The organism is Roseobacter sp. OBYS 0001 (assembly GCF_019654895.1).
Classification (GTDB): domain Bacteria; phylum Pseudomonadota; class Alphaproteobacteria; order Rhodobacterales; family Rhodobacteraceae; genus Roseobacter; species Roseobacter litoralis.
Genome location: NZ_BPES01000017.1, coordinates 1 through 12,880 on the forward strand (window position 1 = coordinate 1; position 12,880 = coordinate 12,880).

17 protein-coding genes are annotated in these 12,880 nt (G+C 56.5%); 11 read left to right on the top strand and 6 right to left on the bottom strand.

Annotated elements, in window-relative coordinates; translation table 11 throughout:
- Positions 1–297 precede the first annotated feature (297 nt).
- The gene (locus K5Q35_RS20590) at positions 298–909 is read right to left on the bottom strand and encodes a DJ-1/PfpI family protein (protein WP_220801187.1); all 612 of its coding nucleotides are present in this window, start codon (positions 907–909) and stop codon (positions 298–300) included.
- A 364-nt stretch (positions 910–1,273) separates the two neighbouring features.
- Between K5Q35_RS20590 and rpsJ the strand changes: the two genes are divergently transcribed.
- The 11 genes from rpsJ (at position 1,274) to rplP (ending at position 8,725) form a co-directional block, all read left to right on the top strand.
- On the top strand, positions 1,274–1,591 hold the full coding sequence (gene rpsJ, locus K5Q35_RS20595) for a 30S ribosomal protein S10 (RefSeq protein WP_220801188.1): 318 nt from the start codon (positions 1,274–1,276) through the stop codon (positions 1,589–1,591).
- Positions 1,592–1,611: 20 nt separating this feature from the next.
- A complete protein-coding gene (rplC, locus tag K5Q35_RS20600) occupies positions 1,612–2,472 on the top strand; it encodes a 50S ribosomal protein L3 (RefSeq protein WP_013963225.1) in 861 nt (286 codons plus the stop codon).
- Positions 2,469–3,086 (top strand): 50S ribosomal protein L4, encoded by a 618-nt coding sequence (rplD, locus tag K5Q35_RS20605; protein WP_013963224.1) that lies wholly within the window; start codon positions 2,469–2,471, stop codon positions 3,084–3,086. Before rplC ends, rplD begins: the two co-directional genes overlap by 4 nt.
- Positions 3,083–3,379 carry a 50S ribosomal protein L23 gene (locus K5Q35_RS20610; protein WP_011567661.1) on the top strand — a complete coding sequence of 99 codons (297 nt, stop codon included), beginning with the start codon at positions 3,083–3,085 and terminating at the stop codon, positions 3,377–3,379. The genes rplD and K5Q35_RS20610 overlap by 4 nt, the downstream gene beginning before the upstream one ends.
- A gap of 268 nt (positions 3,380–3,647) precedes the next feature.
- Positions 3,648–3,854, top strand: a complete 207-nt coding sequence (locus K5Q35_RS20615; protein WP_013963223.1) for a cold-shock protein — start codon at positions 3,648–3,650, stop codon at positions 3,852–3,854.
- A gap of 281 nt (positions 3,855–4,135) precedes the next feature.
- Complete coding sequence (locus K5Q35_RS20620) at positions 4,136–5,056, top strand: hypothetical protein (RefSeq protein WP_259650616.1); 921 nt, start codon at positions 4,136–4,138, stop codon at positions 5,054–5,056.
- 1,033 nt (positions 5,057–6,089) lie between these two features.
- Positions 6,090–6,932, top strand: coding sequence for a 50S ribosomal protein L2 (gene rplB / locus K5Q35_RS20625; protein ID WP_011567665.1), 843 nt, complete (start codon positions 6,090–6,092; stop codon positions 6,930–6,932).
- A 3-nt stretch (positions 6,933–6,935) separates the two neighbouring features.
- Positions 6,936–7,214 carry a 30S ribosomal protein S19 gene (gene rpsS, locus K5Q35_RS20630; RefSeq protein WP_011567666.1) on the top strand — a complete coding sequence of 93 codons (279 nt, stop codon included), beginning with the start codon at positions 6,936–6,938 and terminating at the stop codon, positions 7,212–7,214.
- A complete protein-coding gene (rplV, locus tag K5Q35_RS20635) occupies positions 7,211–7,591 on the top strand; it encodes a 50S ribosomal protein L22 (protein WP_011567667.1) in 381 nt (126 codons plus the stop codon). Before rpsS ends, rplV begins: the two co-directional genes overlap by 4 nt.
- The gene (rpsC, locus tag K5Q35_RS20640; RefSeq protein WP_013963220.1) at positions 7,591–8,298 is read left to right on the top strand and encodes a 30S ribosomal protein S3; all 708 of its coding nucleotides are present in this window, start codon (positions 7,591–7,593) and stop codon (positions 8,296–8,298) included. The genes rplV and rpsC overlap by 1 nt, the downstream gene beginning before the upstream one ends.
- A gap of 13 nt (positions 8,299–8,311) precedes the next feature.
- A complete protein-coding gene (rplP, locus tag K5Q35_RS20645; RefSeq protein ID WP_013963219.1) occupies positions 8,312–8,725 on the top strand; it encodes a 50S ribosomal protein L16 in 414 nt (137 codons plus the stop codon).
- Between the two features lie 192 nt (positions 8,726–8,917).
- Here rplP and K5Q35_RS20650 read toward each other — a convergent pair whose 3' ends face one another.
- From K5Q35_RS20650 to K5Q35_RS22775, 5 genes are all read right to left on the bottom strand, one after another.
- Positions 8,918–9,367, bottom strand: a complete 450-nt coding sequence (locus tag K5Q35_RS20650) for a hypothetical protein (RefSeq protein WP_044025400.1) — start codon at positions 9,365–9,367, stop codon at positions 8,918–8,920.
- Positions 9,368–9,517: 150 nt separating this feature from the next.
- Positions 9,518–10,135, bottom strand: coding sequence for a 2OG-Fe(II) oxygenase family protein (locus K5Q35_RS20655; RefSeq protein ID WP_013963217.1), 618 nt, complete (start codon positions 10,133–10,135; stop codon positions 9,518–9,520).
- Positions 10,136–10,582: 447 nt separating this feature from the next.
- On the bottom strand, positions 10,583–11,635 hold the full coding sequence (locus K5Q35_RS20660) for an ornithine cyclodeaminase (protein WP_220801189.1): 1,053 nt from the start codon (positions 11,633–11,635) through the stop codon (positions 10,583–10,585).
- A gap of 8 nt (positions 11,636–11,643) precedes the next feature.
- Complete coding sequence (gene rocF / locus K5Q35_RS20665) at positions 11,644–12,570, bottom strand: arginase (protein ID WP_220801190.1); 927 nt, start codon at positions 12,568–12,570, stop codon at positions 11,644–11,646.
- Positions 12,567–12,713 (bottom strand): hypothetical protein, encoded by a 147-nt coding sequence (locus K5Q35_RS22775; RefSeq protein WP_259650617.1) that lies wholly within the window; start codon positions 12,711–12,713, stop codon positions 12,567–12,569. Before K5Q35_RS22775 ends, rocF begins: the two co-directional genes overlap by 4 nt.
- Positions 12,714–12,880: the final 167 nt, after the last annotated feature.

Consider the following 12,880-nt stretch of genomic DNA (forward strand, 5'->3'; position numbering starts at 1 on the left):
GCCGGCGTCGTGTCCAAAATCACCGAGTAATCCCGATACGCGCACAAAAAGGCGTGTCAAAGATTACGGAGTGAAATGGTAACTCAGCCGCCCTGCGCGCCCAAGCCCTTCCCCGCGAAAGGCCCCGCGCATGGCGGAAACCGATAACAACAAAAGCCGCAGTGAAATCACTGCGGCTTTGCGTTTTTTCAAGAGAGCCGCAAGACTGCGGAGCAAACTGGACGTTTGAACTGCGGTTACGTCATTATCGGCTACCAGAAAAATTATTTTATCTGAGTTTCGGCTGTGGCACTGGCCTTACTCCGCTGCTTGCGCGATGTCCTTGTGCACGATCTCCGTTCCCAGCAGCACCAGATACTCGCGGATAAACGCCGCCAGTGCTGTCCAGCCTTCTGCGGTCACAAGATTACCGTCACGCAAGGCGGCCTTGGGGCCGATCTTGACGTAGGTTGCATCCGTCAACGCGACTTCGGGCTCGACCGTGAAGAGACCGGAGACCTTTTTGCCCGCAATGACTTCCGGCACTGCGATCAAAACCTGCAGGCCATGACAGATGGAGGCGATCGGCTTGTCGTCGCGATGGAACTCCCGCACGATTTCGCGCACTCTGGGATAGGTGCGAATGTATTCTGGACCGCGCCCGCCTGCGATATAGACGGAATCGTAAGCAGATGTATCCACACGGTCAAAATCCACATCGACCTCGACAGCATGGCCTTTGTGTTCTGTCCAGGTTATGACGCCCGGCCCGAAGTCATGTACGCTGGTTGTGACGCGATCCCCTTTTTTGGTCTCGGGGCAGATGATGTGAACGGTATGTCCGACAGCTTCCATCGCCTGTTGGACGACAAAAATTTCATATTCTTCTGAGTACTCGCCGATGAGCATCAGGATTTTCTTGCCATTCATTTCGTATCCTCCCCAAGTGTATGAACGCATAGTGTGGTGCTTTCCAAGCTCAGCCTAGCAACCAAACAGACTGCGCACCAGAAGGCGCGTTTATGTTTTTGCGGGCTATGCCTTGGCGGACCGGCCCCCTATACTCTCGCTCTTTCAGTCCCGCTGATGACCGGCTGTATGACAGTGAGAAAACTAATGGCAGAGAATTACGTCATACCCCATTGCCTTTCTCGCCGACTCCGCCTAAACGGCGCTAACCTTTGGAGGGTGCGGCCTACCGTGCCCTGTTCTGGTTTTAAAAAGACGCGATGAGGGTATGCGATGAGCGTATGTCCTCCAATCCGTTAAGATCCCCAATTTAAGGGATATGCATATGGCTCAGAGCCAAAACATCCGTATTCGCCTGAAGGCGTTTGATTACCGGGTGCTGGATACTTCCACACAAGAGATCGTGAATACCGCAAAGCGGACCGGTGCTTCTGTGCGTGGACCCATTCCACTGCCCAACAAGATCGAAAAATTCACCGTTCTGCGTGGCCCCCGCGTTGACAAGAAATCCCGTGATCAGTTCGAAATCCGCACGCACAAGCGTTTGCTGGATATTGTTGATCCGACCCCCCAGACCGTGGACGCGCTGATGAAGCTCGACCTGGCCGCTGGTGTGGACGTCGAGATCAAGCTGCAGTCGTAAGCCTCAGGAGGGTAATTATTATGTTGCGCTCAGGCGTTATTGCAAAAAAGGTCGGGATGACCCGGCTGTTTATGGAAGACGGGAAGCAGATTCCTGTGACCGTTCTTCAACTCGACAAGCTTCAGGTTGTGGCTCAACGGACGTCTGACAAGGATGGCTATTCAGCCGTTCAACTCGGCGCTGGTACGGCCAAAGCCAAGCGGACATCTCAGGCCATGCGTGGGCACTTCGCAGCAGCGAAGGTAGAACCCAAGCGCAAGGTTGCTGAATTCCGCGTGGATGCTGAGAACTTGATCGGTGTCGGTGAAGAGATCACCGCCAACCATTACTTTGAAGGGCAGTTCGTTGACGTTGCGGGCACCTCGATTGGTAAGGGTTTTGCCGGTGCGATGAAGCGCCATAACTTTGGCGGTTTGCGCGCGACGCACGGTGTGTCGATTTCGCACCGTTCGCATGGCTCCACTGGTCAGTGTCAGGATCCGGGTAAGGTTTTCAAAGGCAAGAAAATGGCCGGCCATATGGGGGCTGCCCGTGTGACAACGCAAAACCTTCAGGTTGTGCGCACGGATGCCGATCGTGGACTTATCATGGTCAAAGGCGCTGTGCCTGGTTCCAAAGGTGGATGGGTGACTGTCAAGGATGCGGTGAAAAAGCCGTTTCCTGAAAATGCCATTCTGCCCGCCGCTCTGAAATCCGCAGCCGAAGAAGCTGAGAAAGCCGCAGAAGCTGCAGCCGCAGCCGCAGCCGCCGAAGCAGAAGCCGCTGCAGCCGCCGCAGCCGCAGAAGAGCAGGCCGCGATGGAAGCTGCAGAAGCCGCAGAAGCCAAGACCGACACGGTTGCCGAAGCTGAAGCCGCAGAAAAGAAAGAAGGTGACGCATGAAACTCGATGTCATCAAACTTGACGGCGCAAAAGCCGGGTCCGTAGACCTTGACGAAGCGCTTTTCGGTCTGGAACCACGTGCCGATATCCTGCACCGCGTCGTACGCTGGCAGCGTAACAATGCGCAAGCAGGGACGCACAAGGTCAAGACACGGTCCGAAGTCAACTATTCCACCAAGAAGATCTATCGTCAGAAAGGCACCGGCGGCGCACGCCACGGCGCGCGTTCTGCACCGATCTTTCGCGGTGGTGGTGTGTACAAAGGCCCCAAAGTACGTAGCCACGGTCACGAGCTGACCAAGAAGTTCCGCAAGTTGGGTCTGTGCCATGCTTTGTCTGCAAAGATGAAAGCGGGCGAGCTGGTTATCATTGATGACGTGTCTTCCGATGGGAAAACGTCCGCTCTGGCCAAGCAGGTTGCAAACCTCGGCTGGAAACGTGCGTTGATCATTGATGGCGCGACAGTCAACGAGACTTTTGCACAAGCCGCGCGCAACATTGACGGTCTGGATATCCTGCCGACAATGGGCGCAAACGTATATGACATCCTCAAGCGTGATACTCTGGTGATCACGAAGGCGGGAGTCGAAGCACTGGAGGCCCGTTTGAAATGAGCGCCAAAGCTGAACATTACGATGTGATCCGCAAGCCGATCATTACCGAGAAAGCAACCATGACGTCCGAGAACGGCGCGGTTGTGTTCGAAGTTGCGATCGACAGCAATAAACCCCAGATCAAGGAAGCCGTTGAGGCGCTCTTTGGTGTGAAGGTCAAAGCGGTCAACACCACGATCACCAAAGGCAAAGTAAAACGCTTCCGTGGCCAACTCGGCAAACGCAAAGACGTCAAGAAAGCCTATGTGACTCTGGAAGCTGGCAACACGATTGATGTGTCTACCGGTCTGTAATCAGAGCGACAGCTGAACAAAGAAGGGCCCCTGTTCGTTCAGGGGCCTTTTTTGTGGCTTGTGGGCTTTCCTGCAAGGATCGCGATCAAGGCTAAGTTGCGATCTGTGTTTAAACTTCTTGCTATTCGTTTAATTGCATTGTAAGCGACAGGGGCGACGTTGATCTATCTATCGGAATTTCTGCTCCTAACGGCCCAGTCATACGATCTTTCAGGGACTTAGCCGAGCTGCCGCATAATGTGGGCAGCCTTAATTTAGGAGTACGACGATGGCTACTGGCACCGTCAAATGGTTTAACTCAACTAAAGGTTTTGGTTTTATTGCGCCCGATGGCGGCAGCAAAGACGTGTTTGTACACATCTCTGCAGTCGAGCGGGCAGGCCTTACGGGTCTGAGCGATGACCAGAAAGTAACATTCGACATCGAAGCAGGCCGCGACGGTCGCGAAAGCGCGTCGAACCTCGCACTGGCTTAAGCCTGTGTCCCTTTCGGGGGATGATGTTTGAGAAAATTGAACGGGCGTATCCGAGAGGGTGCGCCCGTTTTGGTTCTGGCAATCTGGTGCTGCCTTTCCAACCCTATGTAGCGAAAGCTCTGACCCCTATGTCGAAGGTCAAGTGAGCCCTGTCCACCAATGTGTTTGCGGTGAACGGTGCGCGCAAGGGAGCGGTCCAATGCCGCAAAGACTGTGATGTTTGTCTGGCGCGATCATTGAATATGGACCACAGGGCGTTAGTTTGCTGAATTAGCCCAAGAATGACGGAGAAATACGTTGTGCGCACAGGTCTTCTTTTGAAATCGATCCTTTGCGCCGTCGTATTCTGCGCCGTTAGCTCCCTGGCCGCTGCGCAAGAGCGCACTGGGTGGAGCACTCAGGTTGACGCACTCACCGTTTTCCAGGGAGATACCGATCTCAGCAAGGGCGGCAGCTTTTCCTCATCCCGGACATTTGTGCGTGGGAGTGCCATTTACGGCTTGGACAACGATGCATCTGTTGGTTTTTCCGCCAGCTTCGGCGTGTTCGATTATGACTTTGGCGATGCCGTGCAACGGCCGTGGGATGATGTTCAGGACATCCGCATTTCAATCCCGACACGTTTTCGTGCGAGTGAAACGGCAACCGTGTTCTTGTCGCCGCAGGTTCGGTGGGATTACGAAAGCGGCGCCGATAAATCAGACAGCACGACCTATGGTATCTTTGGCGGTGTCGCATGGAAAATCAGTGATAGCCTGACAATTGGCCCTGCCTTTGGTGCATATAGCCAGCTGGAGGAAAGCGGTGCGGACTTCTTTCCGGCGCTCTTGGTGGACTGGGACATCAACGAACGCTGGAACCTGAACACGGGCGCGGGCCTTGGTGCAACGGGTGGTCCGGGTTTGACCTTGGGGTACAAACTGAGTGATACGTCCCAGCTTTCCCTGTCTGCGCGGTCCGAAAGCGTTCGTTTCCGGCTCGATGATACGGGCCTTGCCCCCAATGGTGTGGGCGAGGATGAAAGCATCCCTGTCGTGATTTCCTACCAGTACAACCCGAACCCCGGCATCTCGTTCAGTGCATTTGTCGGAGCAGAATTCGACGGGCGGCTCAGGTTGGACGACGCCTCTGGCAACCAAATCAGCAGCCAGTCTTACGACACAGCCCCGCTGGGCGGATTGGCCGTGCGGTTCAGGTTCTGATTGAAAAAAACCGCGATTGTAACTGTAATCTGGCAACACGCTGACACGCTGCGTCGCTTTGTATGCTTGATGACTACGGCGGTTTGCATCTCAAGCGCCGGATAAACAAATATCAAGCGATCCAGTGCGTTTTGACGCTTCTGGGGGAAGCGACCACGAGTGTCCCGCAAGAAGACATACCCGAGATACACGAACACCGCTTCTCTGGCGTTACTTGACCGTCACAGTGATGCAGCCCGATAATGTCTGGCCTTCGAACGCGCTACTTCTATTGACTGTGCAAAACCGGTCTTTCCCTGTGAACCCTGCGTTTGGAGTATAGATGATCCCCGAGGATGAAAGGGATATGGTCCCGGACTTGGGTGCTCGACGCAAGGTGACCTCCTTTGCGGGTGTCCGGCTGTTGCCATTGTTCGAGAAGAAGTTGACGAAAGGAATCTCGCACCGTTTCGCACCGGATGTCATTTCGTAACTGCCTTTGCCATTTCCGCTGGCCCAGCCGCGACCCGAAGCACCGTCACATGCTGCGATCGCAGTTGTCGCACCCAAGAACACGAAGGCGGTTGCGAAAGTGAGTAATTTGAATTTCACCATTAGAAGCACTTCCTTTAAGGACGTTTTTCAATATGTCGCGCGGCGAATTGTGCGCGCTTTAAAATCCGAAGCGCGGCAACGCCCTTGCGCGTCGAATCTGTGAACGATGGTACAAAACTGAAGCATTTTGACAAGCCAGCTTGGTATGGAGACCGCTTTGAACCATTGGCTGTTTGGATCGTGCAATAGGGGTTTGCACAGTAGGTTTTGTATCATCGCGGTGCGATCAAGCCCAATGGCGGAGCTTGCGTGTTGCGTTTTTGCTTAGCGCCTTGACGACGGGGGCGAGGCAACTTATCAGTCGCAACACCATCAGCCCCGGATTCGTCCGGGGTTCGTGTTTTTGGTCGTAAGCGACCTGACTAACTTGGGCACCTACGGGGGCCTTCATACCATCGTCGGGGAGACCCGGCGCATAGCAAAACGGAAGACAGACAACATGGCACTCAAGTCGTATAAACCGACGACGCCGGGCCAGCGTGGGCTGGTACTGATCGACCGTTCGGAGCTCTGGAAAGGCCGCCCGGTCAAAGCCCTCACTGAAGGCTTGTCCAAACATGGCGGACGGAACAACACCGGACGGATCACGATGCGTCGAAAAGGCGGTGGGGCAAAGCGCCTTTACCGTATCGTAGATTTCAAACGGAACAAGATGGATGTGGCGGCCACGGTCGAGCGCATCGAATATGACCCTAACCGCACAGCCTTCATCGCCCTCGTCAAATACGAAGATGGTGAGCAGGCCTACATCCTGGCCCCTCAGCGTCTGGCCGTGGGTGACACTGTGGTTGCGTCGCAAAAAGCGGACATCAAACCCGGTAACGCGATGCCTTTCTCTGGCATGCCGATCGGGACGATCATCCACAACATCGAGATGAAGCCCGGCAAAGGCGGTCAGATTGCCCGTGCTGCGGGGACTTACGCCCAGTTCGTGGGCCGTGATGGCGGCTATGCTCAGATCCGTCTGAGCAGCGGCGAATTGCGTCTCGTACGTCAGGAATGCATGGCCACCGTTGGCGCTGTGTCCAACCCCGACAACTCCAACCAGAACTACGGTAAAGCGGGCCGCATGCGTCACAAGGGCGTTCGCCCGTCTGTACGTGGTGTCGTGATGAACCCGATCGATCACCCACATGGTGGTGGTGAAGGCCGGACCTCTGGTGGTCGTCACCCGGTTACCCCTTGGGGCAAGCCGACAAAGGGTGCAAAAACCCGGAACAAGAAAAAAGCGTCTAGCCAGCTGATCATCCGCTCGCGTCACGCCAAGAAGAAGGGGCGTTAAACTATGTCTCGTTCAGTATGGAAAGGTCCTTTTGTCGACAGTTATGTGTTGAAAAAGGCCGAAGCGTCCCGCGAGAGCGGTCGCAACGAAGTGATCAAGATCTGGTCGCGCCGCTCGACAATCCTGCCCCAGTTCGTGGGCCTGACGTTTGGCGTATACAACGGCCGCAAACATATCCCGGTCAACATCACCGAGGACATGATTGGTCAGAAGTTTGGTGAGTATTCACCGACGCGGACCTACTACGGTCACGCGGCTGACAAGAAGGCGAAACGCAAATGAGCAAGGATAAAAATCCCCGCCGCGTGGCTGATAATGAAGCAATGGCAAAACTGCGCATGCTTCGCACAAGCCCGCAAAAGCTGAACCTTGTTGCTGGTTTGATCCGGGGCAAGAAAGTGGAACAGGCGTTGACGGATCTGACGTTCTCCAAAAAGCGGATCGCACATGACGTGAAGAAATGCCTTCAGTCCGCGATTGCGAATGGCGAAAACAACCACAACCTTGATGTGGACGAGCTGATCGTTGCAGAAGCCTATGTCGGGAAAAACCTGACGATGAAACGTGGCCGCCCGCGGGCACGTGGACGCTTTGGCAAGATCATCAAGCCGTTTTCGGAAATCACGATCGTCGTGCGCCAAGTTGAGGAGCAAGCCTAATGGGTAATAAAGTCAATCCGATTGGCATGCGCCTGCAGGTGAACCGCACGTGGGACAGCCGCTGGTATGCCGACACGAAAGATTACGGGGACCTTCTGCTGGAAGACCTCGCGATCCGTGATTTCATCAAGAAAGAGTGTCATCAGGCCGGTGTGGCCCGTGTGATCATCGAGCGTCCGCACAAAAAGTGCCGCGTCACGATCCACACAGCACGCCCCGGTGTCATCATCGGCAAGAAGGGTGCGGACATTGAAGGTCTGCGCCAGAAGATCGCCAAGATGACCGCAAGCGAGCTGCACCTCAACATCGTTGAAGTGCGCAAGCCTGAGCTGGATGCGGCCCTTGTGGGTGAGAGCATTGCGCAGCAGCTGGAACGCCGGGTGTCTTTCCGTCGTGCCATGAAACGCGCCGTGCAGAACGCCATGCGTATGGGTGCCCTCGGTATCCGTGTGAATGTCGCCGGTCGTCTGGGTGGCGCGGAAATCGCTCGGACCGAGTGGTATCGTGAGGGTCGTGTGCCCTTGCACACACTGCGCGCCGATATCGATTACGCACATGTGGAAGCGAAGACTGCCTATGGCATCATCGGGATCAAAACCTGGATCTTTAAAGGTGAGATCATGGAACATGATCCAGCCGCGCGTGACCGTAAAGCACAGGAACTCCAGGATGGCCCAGCACCTCGCGGTGCAGGCGGTCGTCGCTAGAGGGGAATGACAGATGCTACAACCAAAACGCACTAAATTCCGCAAACAGTTCAAAGGCTCGATCAAGGGTCTTGCAAAGGGCGGGTCTGACCTGAACTTTGGCACCTACGGTCTCAAGGCCACTGAACCTGAGCGGGTCACTGCACGTCAAATCGAAGCGGCACGCCGCGCGATGACACGTCACATGAAACGTCAGGGGCGTGTCTGGATCCGGATTTTCCCGGACGTTCCGGTCACAGCCAAGCCCATCGAGGTTCGGATGGGTAAAGGTAAGGGTTCGGTTGACCGTTGGGCAGCCAAGGTCAAGCCGGGTCGTGTGATGTTCGAGATCGACGGTGTGAACGATGACGTTGCGCGTGAGGCCCTGCGCCTTGCGGCGATGAAACTGCCGATCAAGACGCGTGTTGTCGTCCGCGAGGACTGGTAAACGCCGGATTGATCAGTATCGATCAAAAGCCTTGGTTTATTGACATATTCCGAGGTTAGAGACTCAGAAAGGCCCCGGTGCACAGCGTCGCCGGGGCCTTTTTTGTTGTTGCGCAAAGAGCGACTGCCTTTGGGGCAGCGCGGTCAAACCGTGTCTGGGCGGTCGTGCCCCGGACCAAGCGCTCTGGGACGGTCAGGGCGTTGTGGTTCCGGCGCTCATCAACGCCGCATTGTGATCATCCCGATCCTCGATTGCATAGCTCATGCTCGCGATGCGCCACGCTTTTCCGTCAAATTTCAGGACGGAAAACCCCGGATATGGATCTTGCGTCATGATATCCCCGCCAAGCAGGCGTGTTTCATGGGTGGCAGTAACAGTATGGGGGTCTTTGAACGCGGCTTCCACACAGTGGCGGACGATATCGGTCACGCCGGTTCTTCGGTGATAGGAGCGCACGGCGCGAAAAACCTGATATGTCTCTTCCGGCGACGTGATGAGGCGCTGCCCTGCGAATGTCTCTATTTTCAGAGGCAAAGAGATGCAGGACGAAAAGACATCAAAGTTGTCTCTCAATAATGCTGTGCCGGTACGCTCCAACAGAAATTCGGAGACTTCCCGCGCGGTGGCAAAGGGTTGCTGCATTCAGGTCTATGATCACTTAATTCAAAATTAACCAAGGCTAACCCATTCGCTGAAGCGGTGCTTTCTTTTGATGGTGAAATGGCGTAAGTCAGCGAAAACACGCGCAAAATCCCGCCATGGTAGAAGGGAATTGCCCGGCCTGACCGTGGATTACCAGCTATAATTGAAACTGATGCTGATCCGCTCATCTTCAGACATATTGACCGGAACTTCGTGGCGCAGCCAACTTTCCCACAGCAAGACATCGCCGGGCTGCGGTGCTTTGTAGATAAAGCTGCGCAGGGCGTCACGCGCGGATTTCTGGCGCGGGGGGGCCGCCATCATCATCTGCAGGCGCGGATCTTCGAATTTGATCGCGCTTGCCCCCGTGGGGACAGCCACATAGGTGGTGCCGCTGATGACGGAGTGTGGATGGATGTGAGACGTGTGGACGCCCCCTTGGGGCAGGACGTTGATCCAGATGTCTTCAAGCTTCAGCTTGCGCCCGTCCAGATCAAATTCGAGGTCCTTGGCAAAAGATTTGACGTGTTTGTCCAGCACTTTCACGAGGTCTTTGAAAATCGGAAAGCGATAGGGCAGGTCGGTGAGCGAGGCATAGCTGGTATAGCCCGGATAGCCGTTTTCCTCACACCATTCCTGACCGGCTTCATCGTCTTCGGCGATGGACCAGCAGGAGGCTTCAAGCTCTGATGTGTCAATTGGTTTGCCGTGCTCGGACAGGGCAGCGCGGTAGAGGCGGGTGACGAAGAGGGAATCTATGGTGCTCATGCGCTTTTCTTAGCGCAGCCTGTGCGGCGTGGCGAGAGGGGTTAACGGCGCGCACGCGCAACGGCTGCGAAAGCGTGGGGCAGGGGGGGATGCCTTTGGCTGTTCTGCCTGTGAAACAAGGCGATTTCTCTGTCGGTTTCATGTCGGTGTTGCGTCGGTATCACGTCGGTGCGTGCGCCGGTGTTCTGGCGGTTTCACAGGCCTAAAGCGGCGTGCGGTGCGCGGACCTTAACGCGGTGACTTCACAGCGCACAGTCACGGTGGGCACATAGCGCGTCGTTGCAGGTTTGCATCGCACTGTCTTTTTCAGGCCAGCCATTGGGTCACATCGGGTTGAGCCAATTGCAGGTCGGGTCAGCTGTTGTTTCGGCCAAACCTGCCTGTCATCCGGAACATCAGCCTTTCCTTTTGCGGCTGGCTTGCCTGTCGCAACCCAGCCGCGCGGTTTCACGGTTTGGCGCGCAGCACCATGCCGAAGAGGTCGCGCGGATCATCAGGGTCTGCAATCATGTCAAGTTCCTGATAGAGCCCGGTGCCCTTGAGCTGATCCCGCACGTAGCGCAGGGCGGAGAAGTCTTCGATGGCGAACCCAACCCCGTCAAAGAGCGTGATCTGACGCGCGTCCCGGCGGCCCGGTGCGGTGCCGTTGATCACCTGCCACATTTCGGTGACTGGGAAGTCTTCGGGCATTTGCTGGATCTCGCCCTCTACACGCGTCTGCGGCGGATATTCAACAAAGACGTCTGAGCGGGCCAGAATATCATGGTGCAACTCGGTTTTACCCGGGCAATCGCCGCCGATTGCATTGATATGCACCCCTGCGCCGACCATGTTGTCGGTCAGGATTGTCGCATATTGCTTGTCCGCCGTGCAGGTCGTGATGATCTGCGCGCCCTCGATTGCCGCTTCGGGCGTGGAGCAGGGTTCGAGCGTGAAGCCAAAGCCGTCGAGATTGCGCACAGCCTTTTCCGTCGCGGCGCGGTCAACGTCATACATCCGCAGGGTTTCAATACCGCAGATCACCCGCATCGCGAGGGCCTGAAATTCGGATTGCGCCCCATTGCCGATCATGGCCATCGTATGTGCGCCCTTGGGGGCAAGGTGCTTGGCGACCATCGCAGAGGTCGCTGCCGTGCGCAGGGCCGTCAGCACTGTCATTTCCGAAAACAACACCGGATAGCCTGTATCAACCTTGGCCAGCAGGCCAAAGGCGGTGACAGTCTGCAGCCCCTCCTTGGTGTTTTTCGGGTGGCCGTTCACATATTTGAACCCGTATACATCGCCATCCGATGTGGGCATGAGTTCGATCACGCCCTCTTCGGAATGGCTGGCCACGCGGGGCGTTTTGTCGAACAGATCCCAACGGCGGAAATCATCTTCGATGTAGTCGGCAATACCTTTCAGCATCGTTTCAATACCGATGTGATGGACCAGTTTCATCATGTTTTCGACACTGACGAAGGGCACGTAGGCAAGCTTGGAGGGGGAAGGGTTGGCCATGATATCTCTCAGGAATAGCTGCGGGTTGGGCGGTCAAACACACGGCGGCCCAAAAGCGACGCGGTGAGTTCGACCATGAGCGACGCAGTGCGACCGCGTTCGTCAAGGAATGGGTTGAGTTCGACGAGATCAAGTGAGGTGACAAGCCCGCTGTCGTGCAGCATCTCCATCGCCAGATGCGCCTCGCGCATGGTCGCGCCACCCGGAACGGTGGTGCCAACGGCGGGCGCGATGGCGGGGTCGAGGAAATCGACATCCAGCGAGACATGCAACATGCCGCCCGCCGCCTCCACCCGTTCCAGAAACTTGCGCAAAGGGGCCGCAATGCCGTTTTCGTCAATCGCGCGCATATCGGCGACCTGTATGTCAGTCGCCTGTATCGCCTCACGTTCGGGCGCATCAACAGAGCGCAGGCCGATCATGGCGACGTTTCCGGTGGGCACCTTGACCTCAACCTCGGGGAAGCCGTCAAAGGCGCCGCGCCCGGTCAGATAGCCAAGCGGCGTGCCGTGCAGGTTGCCGGAATCCGTGGTGTCGGGCGTGTGATAATCGGGATGGGCATCGAGCCACAAAACAAACTGCGGTCGGTCTTGCCGGGCGGCGTGGGCCGCGACCCCGGCAACCGTACCGAGCGAGAGCGCATGATCCCCGCCCATGAAAATCGGCAAACCCTCTGCCATGGCGACCTGCGCCGCCTCCTTGAGGTTCCTGGTCCAGGCGATTGTTTCATTCAACGCGTGCAGCTTGCCGTCATTCGTGTCCGGGGCGAATTCACCGGGGTCCACATTCCCGCGATCCTCCGCCGCGTAGCCCAGATCACGGATGGTCGAAGCAAGTCCCGCCGTGCGGTACGCATCCGGCCCCATCAGGCACCCCTGGCGGCGTTTGCCGCAGTCCATGGGCACGCCGATTAAAATGCACTTCTGTTTGGTCATGTCTTGCCCTCTTGAGTGGTCGGTTTATCGGTGGCCGTCGCGATGATCCGGGCCAGCAGATCGGGGTTGGCCAGTCTCGCCTGACCGCAGGTCCGCGCAGGTGCTTGCCGCTCGGGCGCCCATGCACCCCTTATCGCGTTCATGTCCGCAAAACCAGACAAACGCCCGAAGCATTTGATCCTGTTTCATCCAGCAATGGGTCGACAGGTGACAGACAATCGCGTGGGTGTTCAGCGACGTTTGCAGCGTCGCTCAAATGCCCGCACAATTGTGCCATGGTTGCATGACTGACGGCTTTGCCCGTGCGAGC

What these genes read in the sequence shown, in the direction of transcription:
- K5Q35_RS20590 (WP_220801187.1), bottom strand. Translation starts at nt 909, where the DNA reads ATGAATGGCAAGAAAATCCTGATGCTCATCGGCGAGTACTCAGAAGAA.
- rpsJ (WP_220801188.1), top strand. Translation starts at nt 1,274, where the DNA reads ATGGCTCAGAGCCAAAACATCCGTATTCGCCTGAAGGCGTTTGATTAC.
- rplC (WP_013963225.1), top strand. Translation starts at nt 1,612, where the DNA reads ATGTTGCGCTCAGGCGTTATTGCAAAAAAGGTCGGGATGACCCGGCTG.
- rplD (WP_013963224.1), top strand. Translation starts at nt 2,469, where the DNA reads ATGAAACTCGATGTCATCAAACTTGACGGCGCAAAAGCCGGGTCCGTA.
- K5Q35_RS20610 (WP_011567661.1), top strand. Translation starts at nt 3,083, where the DNA reads ATGAGCGCCAAAGCTGAACATTACGATGTGATCCGCAAGCCGATCATT.
- K5Q35_RS20615 (WP_013963223.1), top strand. Translation starts at nt 3,648, where the DNA reads ATGGCTACTGGCACCGTCAAATGGTTTAACTCAACTAAAGGTTTTGGT.
- K5Q35_RS20620 (WP_259650616.1), top strand. Translation starts at nt 4,136, where the DNA reads ATGACGGAGAAATACGTTGTGCGCACAGGTCTTCTTTTGAAATCGATC.
- rplB (WP_011567665.1), top strand. Translation starts at nt 6,090, where the DNA reads ATGGCACTCAAGTCGTATAAACCGACGACGCCGGGCCAGCGTGGGCTG.
- rpsS (WP_011567666.1), top strand. Translation starts at nt 6,936, where the DNA reads ATGTCTCGTTCAGTATGGAAAGGTCCTTTTGTCGACAGTTATGTGTTG.
- rplV (WP_011567667.1), top strand. Translation starts at nt 7,211, where the DNA reads ATGAGCAAGGATAAAAATCCCCGCCGCGTGGCTGATAATGAAGCAATG.
- rpsC (WP_013963220.1), top strand. Translation starts at nt 7,591, where the DNA reads ATGGGTAATAAAGTCAATCCGATTGGCATGCGCCTGCAGGTGAACCGC.
- rplP (WP_013963219.1), top strand. Translation starts at nt 8,312, where the DNA reads ATGCTACAACCAAAACGCACTAAATTCCGCAAACAGTTCAAAGGCTCG.
- K5Q35_RS20650 (WP_044025400.1), bottom strand. Translation starts at nt 9,367, where the DNA reads ATGCAGCAACCCTTTGCCACCGCGCGGGAAGTCTCCGAATTTCTGTTG.
- K5Q35_RS20655 (WP_013963217.1), bottom strand. Translation starts at nt 10,135, where the DNA reads ATGAGCACCATAGATTCCCTCTTCGTCACCCGCCTCTACCGCGCTGCC.
- K5Q35_RS20660 (WP_220801189.1), bottom strand. Translation starts at nt 11,635, where the DNA reads ATGGCCAACCCTTCCCCCTCCAAGCTTGCCTACGTGCCCTTCGTCAGT.
- rocF (WP_220801190.1), bottom strand. Translation starts at nt 12,570, where the DNA reads ATGACCAAACAGAAGTGCATTTTAATCGGCGTGCCCATGGACTGCGGC.
- K5Q35_RS22775 (WP_259650617.1), bottom strand. Translation starts at nt 12,713, where the DNA reads ATGAACGCGATAAGGGGTGCATGGGCGCCCGAGCGGCAAGCACCTGCG.